Raw genomic sequence first — 21,285 nt, 5'->3', positions numbered from 1 at the left:
ATAGTGTTCTCCAATATGAAGATCGTCATTTGTTGTCCGGACAATTAAGCCGATTGGGGTGCGGATGGACAGTTCCCTGAGCTTGGACGGCCGGGTTGTGGTGGTGTCGGGCGCCGGTGGCGGCGGCATCGGCACCACCGTCACGCGGATGGCGGCCGAGGCCGGGGCCACGGTGGTGGCGGTCAGCCGCTCCCAGGACAACCTCGACACCCACGTCGCACCGCTGGCCGACAAGGGACTGAACGTGGTGACGGTCGCCGCCGACGCGTCCACCGATGAGGGCATCGCGACGGTGCTCGACGCGGCCCGGGCCGCCGAGGGAACGCTGTACGGGCTGGTGAATGTCGCCGGCGGCGCGGCGCCGTCCACCTGGATGCCCGCCACCCGGGTCTCGCGGGCCGACTGGCGCGAGCTGTTCACCGCGAACCTGGAAACCATGTTCTTCATGAGCCAGGCTGTGGCCGCCGAGATCCGCAGCCAGGGGACCCCGGGCTCGATCGTGTCGGTGTCCTCGATCAGCGGGATGAACACCGCGCCCTATCACGTCGCCTACGGCACGGCGAAGGCCGCGATCGTGGCGGCCACCCGGACCATGGCCGCAGAGCTGGCCGCCGAAGGCATCCGGGTCAACGCCGTCGCCCCGGGGGTGACCGAAACCGCCGCCTCGGCAACCTATGTCGATGCCGACCCCGAGCGGGACCAGCGGGCGATCGCGATGGGCCGCCGCGGTACTCCCGAGGAGCAGGCCGGGGCCATCCTGTTCCTGCTCTCGGATCTGTCGAGCTATATCACCGGCCAGACCATCCTGGTCGACGGCGGGCTGAACCTGCGCTGGACTCACCTCGGCGCCGACAACACCTCGCTGTTCCTCAAGGACGACGACTTCCGCGAAGCCATCAGGAGGATCTAAATGGCTCATACCGAATCCCATCTCGACGCCGCCATGGAGGTCGACGCCGAACCGGACGACGCGAGCGGAGAGATCGCCGAGGATTTGTCCCAGCCGACCACCATCCCGGTCGACGCCTATATCTCCGAGAGTTACGCTCGCGCCGAACGGGATCGACTGTGGCGCAAGGTCTGGCAGCAGGTCGGCCGCGTCGAGGAGATTCCTGAGGTCGGAAGCTACCTGACCTACGACATCCTCGACGACTCCATCATCATTGTGCGCACGGGCCCAAATGAGTTCACTGCCCACCACAACGTCTGCATGCACCGTGGACGCAAGCTCATCGACAATCCCGAGGGCGCCAAGAACGCGACCGGCCGCGCGCGGAAATCTTTCGTCTGCGGATTCCACGGCTGGACCTACGGTCTCGACGGAACCTGCACGCACATCCGGGAACAGGACGATTGGCAGGGCAAACTCACCCCGCGCAACACCCACCTCGCGCCCGTGCAGGTGGACACCTGGGGCGGCTGGCTGTTCATCAACATGGATCCCGACTGTGAGTCGCTGACCGACTACCTGATGCCGGCCGCCAAGATCCTCGATCCGTTCGGTCTGGAGAACATGCGCTACAAGTGGCGCAAATGGCTGTACTTCGACTGCAACTGGAAGGTCGCGATGGAGGCCTTCAACGAGACCTACCACGTGTTCACCACGCACCCGGAGTTCAACAAGTTCGGCGAGTTCAAGGGCTGGGCCAAGGCGCAGGGCAAGCACAGCAACATCGGCTACGACGCGCCGAAAGGCATGGACGAGACCAAGTCCAAGATCCGTCTGGGAACCGGTGATCCGCGCATCTCCACCGCAGAGATGCAGGTCTACACCATGGAGGAGACCAACGCGACGACGACGAAGACCTTGGTGAACGCCGCCAAGCGGCTCGTCGACGAGCTGCCCGAGGGCACACCCGCCGACGAGGTGCTGCAGCACTGGCTGGCCTCGGCCCGCCGCGATGACGAGGCGCGTGGCGTGACCTGGCCGACCATCCCGCCCGACATCCTCGGGCAGAGCGGCACCGCGTGGCAGATCTTCCCGAACTTCCAAGTGGGGCAGGGCCTGACCAGTGCGCTGTGCTACGCCGCACGACCCGATCCGGGCTACAACCCGGACAAGTGCATCTTCGAGGTCGCTGTCTTCGAGCTGTATCCGAAAGGCGAAGAGCCGGAGACCGAATGGGCCTATACCCCGAAGGATTCACCGAACTGGCTGTCGGTGCTGCCGCAGGACTTCTCGAACATGGCTGCGGTGCAACAGGGAATGAAATCGGCAGGGTTCCCCGGAACCTTGCCCAATCCCTATCGCGAACGCAGCACGGTCAACCTGCACCACCAGCTTTCCAAGTACATGGGCACCGGAGCGCCCACCGACATCCAGTGATTTGTGGAGTCTCAGCCGTGGCGGACACGGCCAAAACTCCACAAATCACCCAATAAGGAGACAACATGAAGGTCAATCTGGGTACGGGAGCGCAGAACTCCCACGACTGGGAGCGCGTGCTCGCCGGTGACTTCAGCACCCCGCCTGCCACCCCGGACTACAAGTGCGTGCAGGCCGCGCTGGCCCTCGGCGACCTCGCCGAGCCGCTCGGCTTCGACGGGATCTGGTTCCCCGAGCACCACGGCACGCCATATGGCATGACGCCCAACCCGATTCAGGCCCTGACCTACTTCGCCGGACGCACCGAGCGGGTCAGTCTGGGCACGTTCGTGGCGGTGGTGCCGTGGTGGAACCCGATCCGGCTCGCCACCCAGATCGCCTATCTCGACATCGTCTCCAACGGCCGCTACACCACGATCGGCCTGGGCCGCGGGGTGTCCAAGGGCGAGTTCGCCGCGGTCGGCGTGCCGCGGGAGGAGAGCCGCGACCGCTTCAACGAGACGCTGGACATCCTCAAGCTGGCCTTCTCCGGCGAGCGGTTCTCCTACGAGGGCAAGATCTTCTCGTTCCCGGAGATGTCGTTGCGGCCCGAGCCGATCAGCACCGACCTGTTCGACCGCATCTACAGCTCGTCTTCGACCGCCGAGTCGCTGGAGATCCTGTCCCGGCGCGGCATGGTGCCGCTGTTCGTGGGCAACAAGCCGATCACCGATGCCGGTGAGGAGGTGCGCAAGGTCAACACCTTCCGTGCCGAGGAGGGCCTGGGGCCCTGTCAGCCCAAGAACGTGATGTTCATGTACTGCGTGGGCTCCGAGGACGAGGTGGCTCAGACCGAGGAATGGATCTGGACCGCGAACCGCGATGTCAACGTGCACTACGGCTTTGCCGACGCGTCCAACTTCAAGGGCGTCAAGGGGTACGAGGCCTACGCCGCCCGTGAGGCGAGCGCGACGGCCGTGCTGGCCTCGGAGGTCGGCAACCAGAAGAAGGGCGGCCCGCCCGGATACCACGCGTCCAATCTGCTGATCGGAACCCCCGAGACGGTGTTCGAGAAGCTCAAGGCCGCGCAGGAGGCGTGCTCGTTCTGCGAGGTCACCATCGTCCCGCAGTTCGGCACCATGCCGTACGAGAAGGCGATGGAGTCCACCAAGCTGTTCGCCGCCGAGGTGCTCCCCGCGGTCCATGACGTGCCGCCCCCCTGCACGCGGCCGCGCTCCCGGAGAAGGCCAACGCATGACCCAACCGAACACGTGCGGGCCCACCGAGACCCCAACCGATTTCGACGTCGACGCGATCCGGGAGAAGTACGCCGCCGAGCGGGCCAAGCGCCTGCGACCCGAGGGCGGTGACCAGTACCTGGAACTGGACGGTGATTTCGCCGAGTTCTCCGAGGTCGACCCGTACACCACGGTGACCGAGCGCGACCCGATCGTCGAGGACGCCGACGTCGTCATCCTCGGCGGTGGTTTCGCCGGCCTGCTGGCCGGGGCGTACTTGAAGAAGGCCGGTGTCGAGGGCATCCGGGTCATCGAGATGGCCGGTGACTTCGGCGGGGTGTGGTACTGGAACCGCTTCCCCGGAATCCAGTGCGACAACGACGCCTACTGCTACATCCCGCTGCTCGAAGAACTCGACTTCATGCCGAGCAAGAAGTTCGCCGACGGCGCCGAGATCTTCCAGCACTGCCGCAACATCGGTAAGCATTTCGGCCTCTACGATGGCGCGTTGTTCTCCACCCAGGTGCGCGAACTGCGTTGGGAGGACGAGACCCAGAGGTGGCGGATCAGCACCGACCGGGGCGATGACATCCGAGCCCGCTTCGTCGTCATGGCGCAGGGCTCCTACAACGTGCCGAAGCTGCCGGGCATCCCCGGTATCAAGGAATACAAGGCCGCGGGCGGACACGTGTTCCACTCGGCGCGCTGGGACTACGACTACACCGGAGGGACCGCAGACGGCGGCCTGCACAAGCTGGCCGACAAACGCGTCGCCCTTGTCGGCACCGGCGCAACCGGTATCCAGCTGGTACCCCACCTCGGCCGCGACGCCAAGGAACTCTTCGTCTTCCAGCGCACGCCGTCCTCGGTGGACGCCCGGACCAACCCGCCCACCGATCCGGTCTGGGCCGCGTCGCTGCAGCCGGGGTGGCAGGAGGAACGCAAGCGCAACTTCCACAACTGGTCGCCGTTCGTCGGAGTGGTGTTCGGTGAGCCAGACCTGGTGTGCGACTTCTGGACCGAGCTCGGACGCAACCTGACCGCCCGGATTGCGGCCAGCGAGGACCCGGCCTCGGTCACCATCGAGCAGATCATGGCGTTCCGGGAAGAAGAAGACTTCAAGATCATGGAGCGGCTGCGTCGCCTGGTCGCCGAGATCGTCGAGGATCCCGATACCGCCGAGGCGCTCAAGCCGTACTACCGCTTCATGTGCAAGCGGCCGACGTCCAGTGAGCACTATCTGTCCACGTTCAACCGCCCCAACGTGACGCTCGTTGATGTCTCGGCATCCAAGGGTGTCGAACGGTTGACCGAGAAAGGGATTGTCGCCGACGGCGTCGAATACGACGTCGACTGCGTGGTTTTCGCAAGCGGCTTCGAGATCTCCACTGAGATCAGCCGCCGGTTTGCGATCGACAAGATCGTGGGTCGCGACGGGCTGGAGCTGTTCGACTACTGGCAGAACGACTACAAGACCCTGCACGGGATGACCAGCCGTGGCTTCCCCAATCAGTTCTTCATGGGCTTCATCCAGGGTGGGGTGTCGGCCAATACCACGGCGATGTTCGAACAGCAGGCCAAGCACATCGCCTACATCATCGCCGAGGCGCAGAACCGGGGTGCCACCACGGTCGAGCCGAGCCAGGAGGGGCAGGATGCCTGGGTCGCCACGGTCGGGGAACTGGCGATCGACAACTCGGCATTCGAATTGTCTTGCACGCCTGGCTACTACAACAACGAGGGCCGTGGTGGCGCAGAGCGCAACGGCGCATTCCTCGGTGATTTCTACTCGCCCGGCTTCTACGCGTTCGACGAGCTGATCGCCGAATGGCGGGCCAAGGGCGACCTCGACGGATTAGAGCTCACCTCATGACGACATCGACCACGGCGCTCGAAACCCGGGATATCAAGCCGCGCATCGGAACCGAGATCCGGGCCGACAAGGCCACACTGCTCTCGGGCGAACATGCGGGGCGGATCCGGGAGCTGCTCGAGCAGCGCGGGGTGCTGGTGTTCCCGCAGATCGGGTTCACCGACGACGAGCAGATCGCGTTCACCGAAACCCTCGGGACGTTCGCCCCGGAACACGCCGGCGAGAAGCTGTACAAGGTCTCCCTCGACACCGAGGTGAACAAGCAGGCCGATTACCTCAAGGGCTCGCTGTACTGGCACATCGACGGAACGATGAACGAGGTGCCGATCCTGGCCTCGCTGCTGCAGAGCGTGGCTCTGGGCAACCCGGAGGAAGGCGACACCGAGTTCTGCAACACCTACGCCGCCTACGATGACCTGTCCGATGAGGACAAGGCCGAGATCGAGGGCCTGCGCGTCATGCATTCGGCGTGGAACACGATGTTCTACTACGACCCGGAACCCAGCGCGAAGGCGCTGCGCCGGATGATGGCGATCGGTGATCGGGAACTGCCGTTGGTGTGGACACACCAGTCCGGCCGCAAGTCGCTGGTGCTGGGCGCCACCGCCCGCCACATCGTCGATGCCGACGGCCCGATCGACTTCCGCAAGAGCGCCGAACTGCTGGTGCGGCTGCGGGATTGGGCCACCCAGCCGGACTTCACCTACCGGCACAAGTGGACCGTCGGCGACCTGGTGATCTGGGACAACACCGGGACCATGCACCGGGCCACACCGTATGACCCGACGTCGGGGCGGCTGTTGCAGCGCACCAAACTCGAGGGCGAGGAGCCCTTCGCTTGAGCACACTCAGATTCGACGATCGCGTCGCCGTCGTCACCGGCGCAGGCCGGGGACTGGGCCGCGAATACGCCCTGCTCCTCGCGTCGAGGGGCGCCAAGGTCGTCGTCAACGATCCCGGTGGCAGTCTCACCGGGGACGGTGCCGACTCGGGGCCGGCCCAGGCCGTCGTCGACGAAATCGTCTCGGCCGGTGGTCAAGCCGTCGCCGTCACGGATTCGGTGGCCACCGCCGAAGGCGGCCGGGCCATCATCGACGCGGCCGTCGGGCGCTTCGGTCGCGTGGACATCCTGATCCACAACGCGGGCACCGTGCGGCGCGACTCGCTCAAAGAGATGAGCTACGACGATTTCGATGCCGTGCTCGACGTGCACCTGCGCGGCGCGTTCCACGTTGTGCGACCGGCATTTCCGCTGATGTGCCAGGCCGGCTACGGCCGGGTGGTGCTGACCTCGTCGATCGGCGGGCTGTACGGCAACCATCAGGTGGCCAACTACGCGGCGGCCAAGGCCGGGATCCTCGGGCTGTGCAATGTGGTGGCACTGGAGGGCGCCGACGAAGGTGTGTTGTGCAATGCGATCGTTCCGGGCGCGGTGACCCGGATGGCCGAGGGCCTGGACACCTCGGCGTACCCGCCGATGGGCGCCGAGCTGGTGGCCCCGGCCGTGGGCTGGCTGGCGCACGAATCCTGTTCGGTCACCGGCGAGTTCTTCGTCGCGATCGCGGGGCGGATCGCCCGCGCCGTCGTCGCCGAATCGCCGGGCGTGTACCAGCCGTCGTGGACCGTGGAGGAGGTCGGTGAGCAGATGGACCGCATCCGCGATGTGAGCGAGCCGGTCATCTTCCCGGTGGTACCCGACGGTCATGCCGATCACATCCGGTACAGCTTCGGACGAGCGGCGGAAGAGGTCAAGTCATGACATCCGGTCCACTGCAAGGCATTCGGGTCATCGACCTCACCGCCATGGTGATGGGGCCGTACTGCACGCAGATCATGGCCGACATGGGCGCCGACGTCATCAAGGTCGAGACACCGGCCGGCGACAACACCCGCTACATCTCGGTGGGTCCGGCTCCCGGAATGAGCGGCGTGTTCGTCAACGTCAACCGGGGCAAGCGCAGCGTGGTGCTGGATCTGCGTTCGGAACAGGGCAAGGCCGACCTGCGCGCCCTGATCGCCGACGCCGATGTGTTCATCCACTCGATGCGGGCCAAGGCCATCACCAAGCTCGGTTTCGGCTACGACGATGTGGCCGCGATCAACCCGGGCATCGTCTACACCAACTGCTATGGATACGGCCGCCGCGGCCCGGACGCCGACCGGCCCGCGTACGACGACACCATCCAGGCCGAATGCGGATTGCCCGCGGTACAACAGCAATTGACCGGCGAGGCCTCCTACGTGGGCACCATCATGGCCGACAAGGTGGCCGGGCTGACCGCGCTCTACGCCACCACCATGGCCCTGTTCCACCGGGAGCGCACCGGCGAGGGCCAGGAGGTCGAGGTCAGCATGTTCGAGACCATGGCCTCCTTCATGCTGGTCGAACATGCCAACGGCGCCATGTTCGACCCCCCGCTGGGGCCTGCGGTGTACCCGCGCGCGGTCACCCCCAACCGCAAGCCGTACGAGACCAAGGACGGTCACATCGCGGCGCTCGTCTACAACGACAAGCACTGGAACGCCTTCATCGAGCGGGTGCAGCCGCCATGGAATAGCCCCGAATACGCGACGCTGGAACAACGAGCCAAGCAGATCGACACGGTGTACGCGCTGGTGGCCCAGACGCTCAAGGAGCGCACCACAGCGGAGTGGCTGGATCTGTTCACCGAGTTGGAGATTCCCGCCGCGCCCATGCTCACTCCGGACGCGCTGTTCGAGAACGAGCACCTCAACGCCGTCGGACTGTTCGAGACCGTCGACACCCCGCACGGCCGGGTGCGGATGCCTGGCGTGCCCACCTGGTTCTCCCGGACTCCGGGTCACGTCGCCGGGTACGCACCGGAACTGGGTGCCGACACCGCCGAGGTGCTTGCCGAACTCGGCTCACGGGACATCGCCGGGTAACGGGCGAATCAGAGCAGGAATAGGAAGGCCAGGAGTGGATTTCGATTTTGGCGAGGCGGCCGACACGCTGCGGGGTGAGCTGCGTGCGCTGATCGCCGACCAGGTTCCCGCTGATTTTCTCGGCGCGTTCACCGATGACCCCGCCGATCTGGCGGTGGCGCAGCAGTTCTGCCGGACGCTGGCACAGCAGCACCTGCTGTGCATGTCATGGCCGAAGGAGTTCGGCGGCGGCGATGCGTCGGTCTGGGAGCAGACCGTGGTGCGCGAGGAGATGTGGGCGCACCACGAGCCGCGCGGGGCCCAGTACATGGGCGTCAACTGGGTCGGCCCGATCATCATGCGACACGGCACCGAGGAGCAGCAGCGCAAGCACCTGCCGCCGATCGCCAACGGTGAAGTGATCTGGTGCCAGGGCTTTTCCGAACCCGAGGCGGGTTCGGACCTGGCCTCGCTGCGCACGTTCGCCCGCCGGGAGGACGACGGCTGGCGGGTCAACGGCCAGAAGATCTGGACTTCCTACGCCACCATGGCGCAGTGGTGCTTCCTGCTCGCCCGTACCTCCAAGGGCGAGAAGAAACAACAGGGCATGACCATCTTCCTGGTGCCGATGGATTCACCGGGTATCCAGGTGCGCCCGATCCGCACCATGATGGGCCCGCACCATCTCAACGAGGTGTTCTTCGACGACCTCAAGGTCACCGAGGCCGATGTGCTCGGCACCGTGGATCAGGGCTGGTCGATCGTGCAGGACGTGGTGTCCTTCGAGCGCGTCGGTATCGCCCGCTACGCGCGCTGCGAGCGGCTGCTGCAGACCGCGCCCGAGGTGCTCGGAGACAAGTGGGAGCAACTGCCCGCCGAACTTCGGGGCCGCTGGACGCGGATGCTGACGCACTGCCGCCGGGCCCGGCTGATGGCCTACCGGGTGGTGTCGATGCAGGCCACCGGGCGGGTGAATCCCGGTGACTCTGCGGCATATCGGATCGCGGTGACGAGGCTGGATCAGGAGAGCGCCGAGGTGCTCATGGAGATCGCCGCGGCCCTGCCGCGCGGCGAGGACAGCCGTGCCGAGTACTTCCGCGCCGAGGTGGAGGACCATTGGCGGTACTCGCAGGCGTCGACGGTGTCCTCGGGCAGCATCGAGATGCAGCGCATCCTGCTGTCGCGGACCATGCTGGCCGGAAAGGCGTGACGGCGATGATTCTGGATCTCAGCGAAGACGCCAAAGAATATGGCCGCGAGGCTCTGAAGGCATTCGAGTCCGCCGGCGGTGATCAGCTGCTGGCCCAGGCCGACGCCAAGCCGGACACCCGGGCCGGGCTGGTCATGCCTGTGCTGGAAGGCCTAGGCGTGTTCGAACTCGAACCACGCGGCGATGCGGACTCCTTGGAGGCCGCGGCCGCGGTGTGCCGCAGTGCCGGCTATTGGACGCTGCCGTATCCGGTCGCGGAGCGATTGGCGCGACCGGCGGATCTGGACGTCGACGGGCTGGTCGTCATCGATGCCGACGCGCCCGAGGCGGCGCTGCAGGGGCTCGACAACCGGTGGGCCGCTGTAACATTGGACGGTACGCGCAGCACGGTGACCGTAACCGGTGCCTCCGGTCCGTCGTTCGCCACCGCGCTGGAGCTGTCTTCCGTGGACGGTGCGGGCCTGAAGGACGTGGCGCTCGCCCTGGTGCTGCCGTCGTGGAGCCTGCTCGGCATGCTGGACCGGGCCATCGATCTGACGGTCGCACACGTCAGCCTGCGCAAGCAGTTCGGCCAGCCGCTGTCTTCGTTCCAGGGCGTGCAGTTCCAGCTGACCGATGCCGAGGTGGAGCGCAGCGGCGCCGACATCCTGGCCAAGTACGCGCTGTGGAGCCTGGTCACGAACCCCGCCGACGAGGCGATCAACGACGCACTGGCATTGCGCCTGGCCGCGATCGAGGCGGCCGAGGTGGTGTTCCGGGTGTGCCATCAGCTGCACGGGGCCGTCGGCTTCTGCGATGAAACCACGCTGTCCTGGCTGTCGCGTTACAGCCAGCCGTTGCGCCGCTTGCCATTCGGGGTGTCCAAGACCCGCGACACCCTGACCGCCCGGCTCGGCCGGCGCGGGCTCACCGGATTGTTCTCGTCATGACCGACCTCGACGAGTTCCGGGCCACGGTGCGGGACTGGTGCGCGGCCCACGTCCCGAAAGACTGGCGCGCCAACCAGACCGGTGTCGGAGACGACGAGTTCGTGTCGTTCCAGAAAGCCTGGTTCGCCGAGCTGCACACCGCCGGATATGCGGTCCCGCATTGGCCGGCGGAATGGGGTGGCGGCATGTCTGTGCCCCAACAGATCGTGCTGTATCAGGAACTGGCGAGGCACGATGCGCCCCGGCTGGTATTGGCCTTCGTCGGGATCCACCACGCGGCCTCCACTCTGCTCGCGGCAGGCTCCGAGGAACAGCGCCGTCACCTGCCCGCCATCCTCGACGGCGAGATCTGGGTGCAGGGGTTCTCCGAGCCGGAGGCCGGATCCGATCTTGCGGCCCTGCGCACGACAGCTCGCGCGGACGGTGACAACTTCGTCGTCAACGGCCAGAAGCTCTGGGCCAGTGGCGCTCTGCACGCCGACTGGTGTCTGCTGCTGGCGCGCACCGATCCAGAAGCACCCAAACGGCACGGCATCTCCTACTTCCTGATGGACATGACCACACCCGGCATCGATGTGCGGCCGATCCGAAATGCCGTGGGGGATTCACATTTCTGCGAGATCTTCCTCAACGACGTGACCGTTCCCGCGGCCAATCTGATCGGCCCGGTGAACAAGGGTTGGCAGGTGGCCCAGGCCACGCTCGGCGCCGAGCGCGGTATGACCATGCTCGAATTGTCCGAACGGCTGGGCAATGCGGGCTTCAACTGGCTGCTCGAAGCCGCACCGGTCGAGGATCCGGTGGTGGCAGATCGGCTGGCGCAGTTCGAGATCGAGCTGTCCGGCTTGCGCGGGCTGTGCCGGGACCTGGTGGAACGGACCGAGGCCGGGCAGGCCGGCGCGGCCGACGCCTCGATCGTCAAGCTGTACTACAGCGAGTTATTGCAGCGGATGACCGGATTCGGTGCCGAGATCGGTGGCCTGAACGCCCACACCGTACTGGCCAAACCGGCCTCCAGCGGGTGGGAGTCGGGCGCCTGGATGCTCGATTTCATCGGATCGTGGGAATGGACCATCCCCGGCGGAGCCAGCGAGATCCAGCGCACCATCATCGGTGAGCGCGGTCTGGGCCTGCCCCGAGAACCGAGTGCGGTGTGATGAGCGAGTTTTCCGAGCTTCATGACGAACTGCGTTCCGTGGCAGCTGATCTGCTGGCCAAGGACACCATCGACTGGCCACTGCTGATCTCGGCGGGGTGGGTCGGACTGGACGCCTCCGAGGAGGCGGGCGGCGCCGGCGCGACGTTCGCTGAAGTGGCGGTGATCTGCGAGGAGCTGGGCCGGGCCGCTGCGGCGACCGGCTACCTCGGCGGTGCCGTGCTGGCCATCGGCGCACTGAATGCGCTGCAACCCAACGAGAGCCGTGACGCGTTGTTGCAGGCGGTGGTGGCCGGGAACACCCGTGCTGCCCTGGCCCTGCCGGGTGCGGGCGAGCCGGCGCCGTTCGACCTGGCCACCACCCGGCTGGGCTGGCGCGTCCACGGGCGGGCCGCCTTTGTGCCCGATGCGGCCGGAGCTCGGCGGCTGCTGCTGCCCGCCCGTGACGCCGACGGTGTCGCGGTGCTGGTGGACGTGGCCGCCGAGGCGCCCGGACTCACGGTCACCGAGCAGCCGGTGCTCGACGAGACCCGCAGCCTCGCCACCGTGACGGCCGAGGGCGTGGAGGTCGACGAGGACGCGGTGTGGCGATTCGATGGCGAGCCTGAGGCGGGGCTGGTCGCGCTCACCGAACGCGCCGCGCTCGCGGTGGCCTGCGACAGCCTGGGCGTCGCCCAGGCCATGCTCGACACCACGGTGTCCTATACCGGGGTTCGCCGGCAGTTCGGCCGTCCGATCGGCTCGTTCCAGGCCGTCAAGCACGCGTGTGCCGACATGCTCGTGCGAATCTCGGTCGCCCGTCAGCTGGTGAATGCGGCCATCGCGGAGCCGACGCCGCTCACGGTGTCGATGGCCAAGGCCAATGCCACCGAGGCGGCGGTCGAGGTGGCGGGCAAGGCCATGCAGTTGCACGGCGGTATCGGCTACACCTGGGAGAGCGGCGTGCACGTCTATCTCAAGCGGGCCGCGCTCAACCGGTCGCTGTTCGGCTCGCCCGCCGAACACCGCGCGAGGATCGCCGCGCGCTACCGATGAGTTTTCTCTGCGGGGACGGTCGGTATGCATGACCGACCACTCACCGTGAAGGAGACACCATCGTGGTTACCCGTCAGAGCGCGCCGCTGGGCGCCCCCAACTGGATCGACCTGACCACGTCCGACCTTGAGCGTGCCCAGCAGTTCTACGGTGCGGTGTTCGGCTGGACGTACGAGACCGGCGGGCCCGAGTACGGCGGCTACGTCACCGCATCCGTCGACGGCAACGTGGTGGCGGGTCTGATGAGCAATGACCCGCAGTGGAACGCACCGGATGCCTGGACCACCTACCTGCACACCGCCGATGCCGATGCCACGGTGGCGGCGGCCATCGCTGCGGGTGGTGGCAACTGCGGCGGTGTGATGGACATCCCGGCCAAGGGCCGGATGGCGATGATGACCGATACCACCAACGGGTTCTTCGGTATCTGGCAACCGGGCGGGCACGAGGGTTTCGCATTGTTCAACGAGGCCGGCGCCCCGGTGTATCACCAGCTGACCACCAGCGACTACGCCAAGGCGCTGGACTTCTACCGCACGGTGTTCGGCTGGACCACCCAGACCGTCTCGGACACCGATGAATTCCGGTACAGCACAGCGTCGTTCGGCGGCGAGGAACTGCTCGGCGTGATGGACGGAACGGCCTTCATCCCCGAGGGCGCTCCGTCGACGTGGACCACCTTCTTCGGCGCCGATGACGTGGACAAGACGATCGAGCTGATCGTCGCCAACGGCGGCTCGGTGGTGCGCGCGGCCGAGGACACACCGTACGGGCGGCTTGCCGCGGTGGCCGATCCGACCGGTGCCGGGTTCAATCTGTCGTCGCTGCAGGACTGATCGCGTGTGAACCGGGGTGCGCGCGGGTAAGCATGAAGGCATGCCCGGCAACCCGACGTATCTCAAGGCGTGCGTGAACGGCGCGCGTACCCCGGATCAACACCCGGCCCTGCCGGTCACCCCCGAGCAACTCGCCGATGCGGCCGTCGCCGCACATCGGGCCGGGGCGCAGGCCGTGCATCTGCATCCCAAGACCGCGAACGGCACGGACTCGCTGGCGGCCGATGCCGTGGACGCAGCGGTTGCGGCGGTGCGGCACAAGGTGCCGGGCCTGCCGCTCGGCGTGACGACGGGCTACTGGGCACTTCCCGATCCGCGCGCTCGGCTGCGGGCGGTCGAGGAGTGGTCGGAGCTTCCCGATTTCGCGTCGGTGAACTGGCACGAGCCGGGTGCCGAGGATCTGGCCCGGCTGCTGCTGGACAGGGGCATAGGAGTCGAGGCCGGGTTGTTCCATGCCGATGCGGCCGCGGCGTGGGCCTCCTCCGAACTCGCCGAGCACTGCATGCGGGTGATGATCGAGCTGCCGCCCGACGGCGATACCGACACGGCCGATGCCCTGCTCACCGTGGTGGGCGCGGCTGCGCCGTCGGTGCCCGCGTTGTTGCACGGCATGGACGAAAGCTGTTGGCCGTTACTGCAACACGCAGGGGTTCGCGGTGCGCAGGCCCGGATCGGGCTGGAGGACACCCTGCTCCTGCCGGACGGCGGCATCGCATGGGACAACGAGGCGCTGGTGGCCGCGGCGGTGGACCTGCTCAGTCGGTAGTCGCGCCGAGCGCGAAGTCGGCGAAGTCGAATCCCGGCACCACCACACAACTGACCAGCGTGGGCTCGTCGTCGCGCGGCTTGGCGCGTTGCCAGTGGCCGGGTGGCACGAGCAGTTGCGGGTGCTGCCCGGCGGCGATGTCTGGGCCCAGCAGAAGGCTTTTCGCGGTGTCCTTTTCCTCGCCGATCTCCAGGACCAGGGGGCTGCCCCGGTGGTGGAACCACAGCTCGGCACTGCGCACGGTGTGCCACGCCGACTGCTGGCCTGGCATCAGCAGGAACAGGATCGCGGTGCCGGCGTCGCGCGGCCCCGAGTAGCCCGTCGGCAGCGAGGCCTGGCTGATCGTCAGTTCGCTGCGCCAGGTCTCGCGGTACCAGCCGCCCTCGGGGTGCGGAGCGAGATCGAGCTCTCTGGCCCAGTCAGGTAGTTCGGTCACACCCGATAGTCTCGTCGCTATGGTTCGTCTTCGTCCAGGTTGGCTGGTGGCACTGTGTGCTGCGGTTCTGGTGGTCGTGGCCTGGTTGCCGTGGCTGACCACCAGTGCCAACGGCGGCGGCCGGGCCAATGCGATCGGCGGGGCGGTGGGCAGCATCGTGCTGCCTCATGGTTTCGGCGCCGGGCAGCTGATCGTTTTGCTGGGGGCGGCCCTGATCGTGGCCGGGGCGATGGCCGGGCGCGGCCTGTCGCAGCGGTGGGCTTCGGCTGCGGGGCTGGTGCTTTCACTGGCCCTGGTGGCGGTGACGGTGTGGTACTACACGCTCAACGTGAAGGCGCCGGTGGCCGCGGGCTACGGCCTGTACGTCGGGGGCGCCATGGCGGTGCTGGCAGGGTTGTGTTCGGTGTGGTCGTTGTTGGCGACGTTCGGCGGCCGCCGATGAGCGAGAGGTAGAGCTGATGGGCGAATTCGTGAAACCCGTGGAGTTGACCGGGCAACGCTGGGTGACGCTGGAGCCGTTGACGACGGGACACGTCCCGGAGATCGACGCTGCGGCGGCCGACGGTGAGCTGGGGACGCTCTGGTACACGATGACGCCGAAGCCCGGCGGTGCCGCCGAGTGGGTGCAGCGCATGTTCGAGCTGCGCGCTGCCGATCACGGCGTGACCTTCGTGGTGCGGGACCTCGACGGCAAGCTGGTGGGGTCGTCGAGCTATCTGCATGTCGACGGCCCGAACAGGAGGCTGGAGATCGGGCACACCTGGTACACCGCTGCAGCGCGGCGCACCGGCATCAACGCCGAGACCAAGCTGTTGATGCTCGGCCATGCCTTCGACGAGTTGAATTGTGTGGCAGTGGAATTCCGCACCCATTTCTTCAATTTCGCCAGCCGTGCGGCCATCGAACGGCTCGGCGCCAAGCTCGACGGAGTGCTGCGCAGCCAACAGGTGCTGCCCGACGGCTCCCGTCGCGACACCGTCGTGTACTCGATCCTGGACATCGAATGGCCGGCGGCGCGCAACAATCTGCGGTTCCGGCTGGACCGGTGACGGGCGGATTTTCGGTTGCGCGACTGCCGGGGGCCTTTAGTAGGGTGGCGGAATGTCGAGTCCTGAAGCGCACACGTCGGGGGCTTTCGGTCACGCCGTCAGCCCCCTGAATCACTGACACTTCAGCTTCCTTCTCGGGGTGCTGGCCGTGGTGACGAGACGTCTCCTGTTCGTTCTCTTGCCTCGGAGTACTCGATGCCTCTCGCTCTTCATCTTCTTGCCCTGGCGGTTTTCGCCATGGGTACCTCGGAATTCATGCTTGCCGGGCTCGTCCCGGATATCGCTGCCGGTCTCGGCGTCACGGTCGGCGCGGCCGGCCTACTGACCTCCGCCTTTGCGGTCGGAATGGTCATCGGTGCGCCGGCCATGGCGGTGCTCGCGCGCCGGTGGCCGGCCCGCAGGAGCCTGCTCGGCTGTGTGGTGGTCTTCGCGCTCTGCCACATCGTCGGCGCGCTGACACCGAACTTCCCGGTCCTCTTCGGCACCCGTGTCGTCGCCGCGCTCGCCAACGCCGGATTCTTGGCGGTCGCGCTCAGCACGGCCGCCGCGCTGGTGGCGGCGGACCAGAAGGGGCGCGCGTTGTCGGTACTGCTCGGCGGGACGACAGTTGCGACCATCGCGGGTGTGCCCGGCGGCGCGATGCTGGGTGCGCTGTTGGGATGGCGGTCGGCGTTCTGGGCGATCGCACTGCTGTGTCTTCCCGCCGCACTCGGCATCCTGCACGGGATTCCTCGTCGTGCTGAAGGGAATTCGGTCCCCGCGGTCGATGCCCCGGCGCTACGTGATGAGCTCGCTCAACTCAAATCGCGGAGATTGGCATCGGCCCTCCTCCTCGCCGCGCTGGTCAATGCGGGCACCTTCGCCACTTTCACGTTCCTGGCGCCCATCGTCACCGACATCGCCGGCTTGCCGGAGCTGTGGGTGCCGGTGGCGCTGGTGCTCTTCGGGTTCGGGTCGTTCATCGGTGTGACGCTGGCCGGCCGGTACTCCGATCATCGTCCCCGCCTCGTCATCGGAGTGGGTGGTCCGCTGTTGCTCGTCGGCTGGATTGCGGTGGCCACCTTGGCGGCTCATCCGGTGGTGTTGCTGATTCTGGTCCTGGTGCAAGGAATCTCGGCGTTCGCGGTGGGGAGCACGCTCATCGCCCGAGTGCTCTACGCGGCGTCGGGGGCTCCGACGATGGGCGGCGCGTACGCGACGGCGGCCCTGAACACCGGAGCGACCTGCGGCCCGGCACTGGCTGCCGCCGCGCTCGCCGGCCCGGCGGGACACCTCGGGCCGGTGTGGGTCGCTGCAGTGCTCACCGGGATCGCGCTACTGACAATGCCGGCCATCACGATTCGACGGCGGACACCGCTGCCCCGGTGAGCCGCTCGCCGCATTGATCGCACCTCAGCACCGGGGAGAAGCCGTGTCCACATCCGGTGTGCGTGAGGATCACCGCGGGGCCCTCGACGCCTGGGAACGACCGCTGCGCCCAGGCCAGCGCCGTCACCAGCACCGGCAGGAACGCGGCACCCTTCGGCGTCAGCCGGTATCGGGGGTCCTCGTCTGCGGTGGTGAGAATGCCGTTGGCCCGGAACGTCTGCAAGCGGTCGGCGAGCGACGCGGGCGGCGCCGCCAGCACCCGTTGGAAGTCCGAGAACCTGGAGATGCCGGTGAAGGCGGCGACCATGATCGCGAAGGCCCAGCGGTTTCCGAGCACGCTCATGGTCTGAGGGAACAGGCCCGAGGGGGAGTCGCGCCGGTCGTCGGCGGATCGGCGCCGGGTCGTCACCTCCGGCAGCGACCGCGACCAGCCCCCGCTCGGCCCCCACGCGGCGGCCACCTCGCCGGCCGTCGTCGGGGCACCGCAGCCGGCGCAGGTGAGGACCGGCGTGAAATCGGCGCCGCAGCGCAGGTGCCGCATCTTGGGCAGTGGCTCACGGTGTTCGGGCACCCAGTGGCGCTCCCATTCCCAGATCGACACCAGTACCGGCCACAGTGCCCGCCCGCGTGCGGTGGTCAGGTACTCGTCGCGTGGCGGCCGCTCCTGATAGCGGTGGCGTTGCAGCAGGCCGTCTTCGGTCAGGGAGGCCAGGCGGCGGGTCAGCACCGAGTTGGAGATCGGGAGCCGGGTGGTGAACTGGCCGTAGCGGGTGGCGCCCAACAGGGCCTGTTGCATCACCAGCAGCGTCCACTCGTCGCCGACCAGGCCCAGCATCTGCCCGACGGCGTTGGTGCCGCCGGGTGCGTCAGTCACGTACGAGCCATCGGCGCAGCTGGTCACCCGGAGCCCAGGTGGAATGGGTTCCGCTGGAAACTCGTTCCGGCAGAGCAAGTTTGCACACCGGACCGTCGGCGACCCGGGCGGCCTCGAACACCAGGCAGTAGGACGCGTCGTCGTTCATGTCGGTGGTGATGGTGACCAGGTAGCCGTCGTCCTCGCCACGGCTGCCCACTCGAGGCGCCATCGCGGTCTCGCTGCCGTATACCCCGTCCTCGAAGGCGAAGCGCTGTTCGGATCCGGTGTGCAGGTCGTGGCGGACGAGGCCGTCGAACAGGAACCAGCCCGGCTTCCCCGTGGCGGCATAGGCGTAGCGGTAGTCGCGTCCGGCATAGCCGGGGTTGATCATTCCGAATTCGGTGATGCTGTCCGACAATTGCTCCTCGCGGGTCTGGCCGGTGAGGAGGTTGAACCGCCAGCGGTGCAGCCTGGTCTGCATCTTGTCGAGCGCCAGCGCCGGTGCCGCGTTGCCTTGGAAGAATCCGTCGAGCACGATTTCGTCGCCGTCCTCGTAGGCGTTGGTGAAATGCAGGACGTAGGTGGTGTCGGCCTCGAACCACTTGACGTCGCCGGACGTTCCGCGGCGGGGGAGGACGGCGAAGCGGGATGGCATGTCGCGGTGCAGCTTCGGCAGGTACACGTTGTTCTTGAGGAACTCGGCATCCCAGAACAACGGAAAGTCGTTGAGAATCACGTAGTTTTCGGTGAACGCCATGTCGTGGGGCAACCGGGGCCCGGGCAGTTCGACGTCGGCGTAGTGCACCAGGCGGTTGTCGGCGTCGACCACGCCGTAGTGCATGTACGGAGCCTGCTTGCCGTAGTTGAAGAACAGCAGTTCACCGGTCGCGTCGTCGGCCTTGGGATGTGCCGACACGCCCCATTCGGCGGGGAAGGCCCCACCCCAGTCCTCCTTGCCCAGGGTGTCCCCGGTGTACGGGTCGATGCGGTACAGGTCGCCGCACTGGTAGAAGCTGGTGAGCGCGACCCCGCGGTGCACGGTGACATCCGTGCTGGAGGCGTCCTTCATCAGCGTGCGGGCACCCCAGCCGTGGTCGCGGCGGGCCAGTTCGACGGGCTCGGCGATACCGGGCCACAGCGGGCCACCGGCCTCGTTCTCGGCCAGGAAGCCGTCGGTGCGGATGAACCTGTTGCGGTAGAACGCTTTTCCGTCGCGGAAGCCGACGATGTGCAGCATCCCGTCCCCGTCGAACGGGTGGTAGGTCTGAAACGCCGGATGCAGCGGGTTCTCGGTGTTGCGCAGGTAGACACCGTCGAGGTCGGAAGGGATCTCGCCGTCGACGACGCGCAGATCGTCGGCATCGAATTCGGTGGTCTGCGGCCGCCACGCCCCGGTGCGGTAGGGGTGGGTGTCGTCCTCGGGCAGGGTGGACAGGAACTTGGTGACGATCTCGGTGTGCATGTCTACTCCTTGCTCGCCGATACGACGAAGCTGACGGTGGTTGCGGTGCTGCCACCAAAATTCAAGGTGCCGAAGGTTTTTGCGTTCTCGACCTGGTAGGGCCCGGCGGTGGCGCTGACCTGTTTGGCGGCGTCGAGCAGCATGCGGACTCCCGACGCGCCGACTGGATGGCCGCCCCCGAACAGCCCGCCGCTGGGGTTGATCGGCAGCCGCCCGCCGATTTCGATCTCGCCGTTCTCGATGGCCTTCCAGGATTCGCCGGGGCCGGTCAGCCCGATGTGGTCGATGGCCAGGTACTCGCTGGGGGTGAAGCAGTCGTGGACCTCGAACCCGTCGAGATCGTCGAGCCTCACTTCGGCGCGGCCGAAGGCGTCCAGCACGGCGTCGCGTACGTGCGGCAGCAGGTACGGATCTGCGGCGCTGCGGTCGAGCTTCTGTCGCAGGCCGAGGCCGACCGTGCGATGGCCCCACCCGTCGATGCGGGCGATCGGCCGGGCGTGTGGGTGCGCGCGCAGATAGGCATCGCTGACCAGCACCAGCCCCGCTCCGCCGTCGGTCATCTGGCTGCAGTCGAAGCGGCGCAGCCGGCCCTCCACCACCGGATTGGTCGCGTCGTCGTCGCCGATCGGATCGGGCACCGTCCAGTCGCGGGTCTGGGCGTTGGGGTTGGCACGCGCGTTGCGGAAGTTCAGCGCCGCGATGGCACGGAGATGCTCGGCATCGAGGCCATAGCGTTGGTCGTAGGCGTCGGCCACCTCGGCGAACATCGACGGCCAGACGAACTTGGCCCCGTCGGCTTCATGGCCGGTCCAGGCGGCGGCGCCGAGGTGGGCTGCGGCGGTGTCGCCGGGCACCGTCTTCTCCAGTTCCACCCCGATGACCAGGGCGTTGTCATAGGCGCCCGATCGCAGGTCGGCGATGGCCGCGAGGATCGCGATGCTGCCCGACGCGCACGCGGCCTCGTGACGGGAGGCCGGGGTGCCCCACAGATCGGGATGCACGGTGGCCGGCATGGCGCCCAGCTGGGTCTGCCCGGCGAACAGCGCACCGAAGGCGTTTGCGACATGGACGACGCCGATGTCGGTGGCCTCGATTCCGGCGCTGTTCAACGTGTGGTCGACGACCTCAAGGGTGATCGCGGCGAAGTCGATCTGCTCGCGGGTGAGGTTGCGCGCGAAATCGCTCTGGTAACCGCCGAGAATCCAGACGTCCTCCATGGCGGTGACGCTACTACAACTAAGAGAGTGACTCGAGCCTTGAAATGAACAACGCCGTGGCAGAAATCCATGCCTGGATTCCCGCCACGGCGTTACCCGTGGTTAAAGCCGGATCAGTCGTCGTGACCGTGGCCGTGTCCGTGGCCGCGGCCATGCCACCCGTTGTCCCACCCGTTCCAGCGGCCCCAGCCGGGACCTTCCACGCAAGCCTGTACGTAGCCGTACGGTCCGCTCGCGCAGATCTCAGGACCGGCCGATGCCGGGGCTGCTCCTGCGACTGCGACGCCGACCGGAATTGCCAGCGCACCCAGCCCGACCACAGCGGCCTTCATCAGTTTCGAACGCATCTTTTCTCGCCTCCGGGTTGTTAGCTGTATACGAGCCCAAGACCCCCGTCCATAGATAACATTAGTGCATCTCACGATGTTCCTGGGAATCGGCTGGAACCTCACGGTGCAGCGGATTTGCTCTCAGAAAGCTCTTCCCGGTCAGAACGTTGAATTCATTTGCCAAGGGAAACAGGGGTCGCCGACACCTTTTCGGAGTGTTGCCAGGCTGGGCGCGTGACTCGTGGGTCGCGTGGTGCGGTCGCACGTGTCGACGAGTTTTGCCACCGCAGATGGTCTGTATTCAAGGACCGAAATATGGGAGGGATCTGCATGG

The 21,285-nt window shown here is 67.0% G+C and carries 21 protein-coding genes; 16 read left to right on the top strand and 5 right to left on the bottom strand.

Annotated features, from left to right (window positions below; all coding sequences use genetic code 11):
- Nucleotides 1-64: 64 nt before the first annotated feature.
- From TX88_RS23325 to TX88_RS23265, 13 genes are all read left to right on the top strand, one after another.
- A complete protein-coding gene (locus TX88_RS23325) occupies nt 65-910 on the top strand; it encodes an SDR family NAD(P)-dependent oxidoreductase (RefSeq protein ID WP_044520227.1) in 846 nt (281 codons plus the stop codon).
- On the top strand, nt 911-2,326 hold the full coding sequence (locus TX88_RS23320; RefSeq protein ID WP_044520226.1) for an aromatic ring-hydroxylating oxygenase subunit alpha: 1,416 nt from the start codon (nt 911-913) through the stop codon (nt 2,324-2,326).
- A 65-nt stretch (nt 2,327-2,391) separates the two neighbouring features.
- Nucleotides 2,392-3,675, top strand: coding sequence for an LLM class flavin-dependent oxidoreductase (locus tag TX88_RS23315; protein WP_244438592.1), 1,284 nt, complete (start codon nt 2,392-2,394; stop codon nt 3,673-3,675).
- The gene (locus tag TX88_RS23310) at nt 3,560-5,416 is read left to right on the top strand and encodes a flavin-containing monooxygenase (protein ID WP_044520224.1); all 1,857 of its coding nucleotides are present in this window, start codon (nt 3,560-3,562) and stop codon (nt 5,414-5,416) included. Before TX88_RS23315 ends, TX88_RS23310 begins: the two co-directional genes overlap by 116 nt.
- Nucleotides 5,413-6,258 (top strand): TauD/TfdA dioxygenase family protein, encoded by an 846-nt coding sequence (locus tag TX88_RS23305; protein ID WP_044520223.1) that lies wholly within the window; start codon nt 5,413-5,415, stop codon nt 6,256-6,258. Before TX88_RS23310 ends, TX88_RS23305 begins: the two co-directional genes overlap by 4 nt.
- A complete protein-coding gene (locus tag TX88_RS23300; RefSeq protein ID WP_044520222.1) occupies nt 6,255-7,175 on the top strand; it encodes an SDR family NAD(P)-dependent oxidoreductase in 921 nt (306 codons plus the stop codon). Before TX88_RS23305 ends, TX88_RS23300 begins: the two co-directional genes overlap by 4 nt.
- Nucleotides 7,172-8,323 carry a CaiB/BaiF CoA transferase family protein gene (locus TX88_RS23295; protein WP_044520220.1) on the top strand — a complete coding sequence of 384 codons (1,152 nt, stop codon included), beginning with the start codon at nt 7,172-7,174 and terminating at the stop codon, nt 8,321-8,323. The genes TX88_RS23300 and TX88_RS23295 overlap by 4 nt, the downstream gene beginning before the upstream one ends.
- Nucleotides 8,324-8,357: 34 nt before the next feature.
- The gene (locus TX88_RS23290; RefSeq protein ID WP_044520218.1) at nt 8,358-9,512 is read left to right on the top strand and encodes an acyl-CoA dehydrogenase family protein; all 1,155 of its coding nucleotides are present in this window, start codon (nt 8,358-8,360) and stop codon (nt 9,510-9,512) included.
- 5 nt (nt 9,513-9,517) lie between these two features.
- Nucleotides 9,518-10,441 carry an acyl-CoA dehydrogenase family protein gene (locus TX88_RS23285; protein WP_044521786.1) on the top strand — a complete coding sequence of 308 codons (924 nt, stop codon included), beginning with the start codon at nt 9,518-9,520 and terminating at the stop codon, nt 10,439-10,441.
- Nucleotides 10,438-11,598 carry an acyl-CoA dehydrogenase family protein gene (locus TX88_RS23280; RefSeq protein WP_044520217.1) on the top strand — a complete coding sequence of 387 codons (1,161 nt, stop codon included), beginning with the start codon at nt 10,438-10,440 and terminating at the stop codon, nt 11,596-11,598. Before TX88_RS23285 ends, TX88_RS23280 begins: the two co-directional genes overlap by 4 nt.
- Nucleotides 11,598-12,632 carry an acyl-CoA dehydrogenase family protein gene (locus tag TX88_RS23275; RefSeq protein ID WP_044520215.1) on the top strand — a complete coding sequence of 345 codons (1,035 nt, stop codon included), beginning with the start codon at nt 11,598-11,600 and terminating at the stop codon, nt 12,630-12,632. Before TX88_RS23280 ends, TX88_RS23275 begins: the two co-directional genes overlap by 1 nt.
- A gap of 62 nt (nt 12,633-12,694) precedes the next feature.
- Nucleotides 12,695-13,468, top strand: coding sequence for a VOC family protein (locus TX88_RS23270; protein ID WP_044520214.1), 774 nt, complete (start codon nt 12,695-12,697; stop codon nt 13,466-13,468).
- 40 nt (nt 13,469-13,508) lie between these two features.
- Nucleotides 13,509-14,234, top strand: coding sequence for a 3-keto-5-aminohexanoate cleavage protein (locus TX88_RS23265; protein ID WP_044521784.1), 726 nt, complete (start codon nt 13,509-13,511; stop codon nt 14,232-14,234).
- Here TX88_RS23265 and TX88_RS23260 read toward each other — a convergent pair.
- A complete protein-coding gene (locus tag TX88_RS23260) occupies nt 14,224-14,670 on the bottom strand; it encodes a cupin domain-containing protein (protein WP_044520212.1) in 447 nt (148 codons plus the stop codon). The genes TX88_RS23265 and TX88_RS23260 overlap by 11 nt on opposite strands.
- A 19-nt stretch (nt 14,671-14,689) precedes the next feature.
- Here TX88_RS23260 and TX88_RS23255 point away from each other — a divergent pair, with 19 nt between their 5' ends.
- The 3 genes from TX88_RS23255 to TX88_RS23245 all read left to right on the top strand — a co-directional run bounded on the left by TX88_RS23255 (nt 14,690) and on the right by TX88_RS23245 (nt 17,087).
- Complete coding sequence (locus tag TX88_RS23255) at nt 14,690-15,112, top strand: hypothetical protein (protein ID WP_044520210.1); 423 nt, start codon at nt 14,690-14,692, stop codon at nt 15,110-15,112.
- A gap of 16 nt (nt 15,113-15,128) precedes the next feature.
- The gene (locus TX88_RS23250) at nt 15,129-15,719 is read left to right on the top strand and encodes a GNAT family N-acetyltransferase (RefSeq protein WP_044520209.1); all 591 of its coding nucleotides are present in this window, start codon (nt 15,129-15,131) and stop codon (nt 15,717-15,719) included.
- Between the two features lie 195 nt (nt 15,720-15,914).
- Nucleotides 15,915-17,087, top strand: coding sequence for a Cmx/CmrA family chloramphenicol efflux MFS transporter (locus TX88_RS23245; protein WP_044520208.1), 1,173 nt, complete (start codon nt 15,915-15,917; stop codon nt 17,085-17,087).
- Here TX88_RS23245 and TX88_RS23240 read toward each other — a convergent pair.
- The 4 genes from TX88_RS23240 to TX88_RS23225 form a co-directional block, all read right to left on the bottom strand.
- Nucleotides 17,053-17,922: a winged helix-turn-helix transcriptional regulator gene (locus TX88_RS23240; protein ID WP_044521782.1), complete on the bottom strand. Its 870-nt coding sequence runs from the start codon at nt 17,920-17,922 to the stop codon at nt 17,053-17,055. The genes TX88_RS23245 and TX88_RS23240 overlap by 35 nt on opposite strands.
- A 31-nt stretch (nt 17,923-17,953) precedes the next feature.
- Nucleotides 17,954-19,405 carry a carotenoid oxygenase family protein gene (locus TX88_RS23235; protein WP_044520207.1) on the bottom strand — a complete coding sequence of 484 codons (1,452 nt, stop codon included), beginning with the start codon at nt 19,403-19,405 and terminating at the stop codon, nt 17,954-17,956.
- Nucleotides 19,406-19,407: 2 nt separating this feature from the next.
- Nucleotides 19,408-20,622, bottom strand: a complete 1,215-nt coding sequence (locus TX88_RS23230) for an acetyl-CoA acetyltransferase (protein ID WP_044520206.1) — start codon at nt 20,620-20,622, stop codon at nt 19,408-19,410.
- A 113-nt stretch (nt 20,623-20,735) separates the two neighbouring features.
- A complete protein-coding gene (locus TX88_RS23225) occupies nt 20,736-20,969 on the bottom strand; it encodes a hypothetical protein (RefSeq protein WP_044520205.1) in 234 nt (77 codons plus the stop codon).
- Nucleotides 20,970-21,285: the final 316 nt, after the last annotated feature.

It is taken from the genome of Mycolicibacterium septicum DSM 44393 (assembly GCF_000455325.1).
GTDB classification, from domain to species: domain Bacteria; phylum Actinomycetota; class Actinomycetes; order Mycobacteriales; family Mycobacteriaceae; genus Mycobacterium; species Mycobacterium septicum.
The sequence above is the reverse complement of the archived record's forward strand: the minus strand, read 5'-3'. Positions and strand labels throughout refer to the sequence as shown.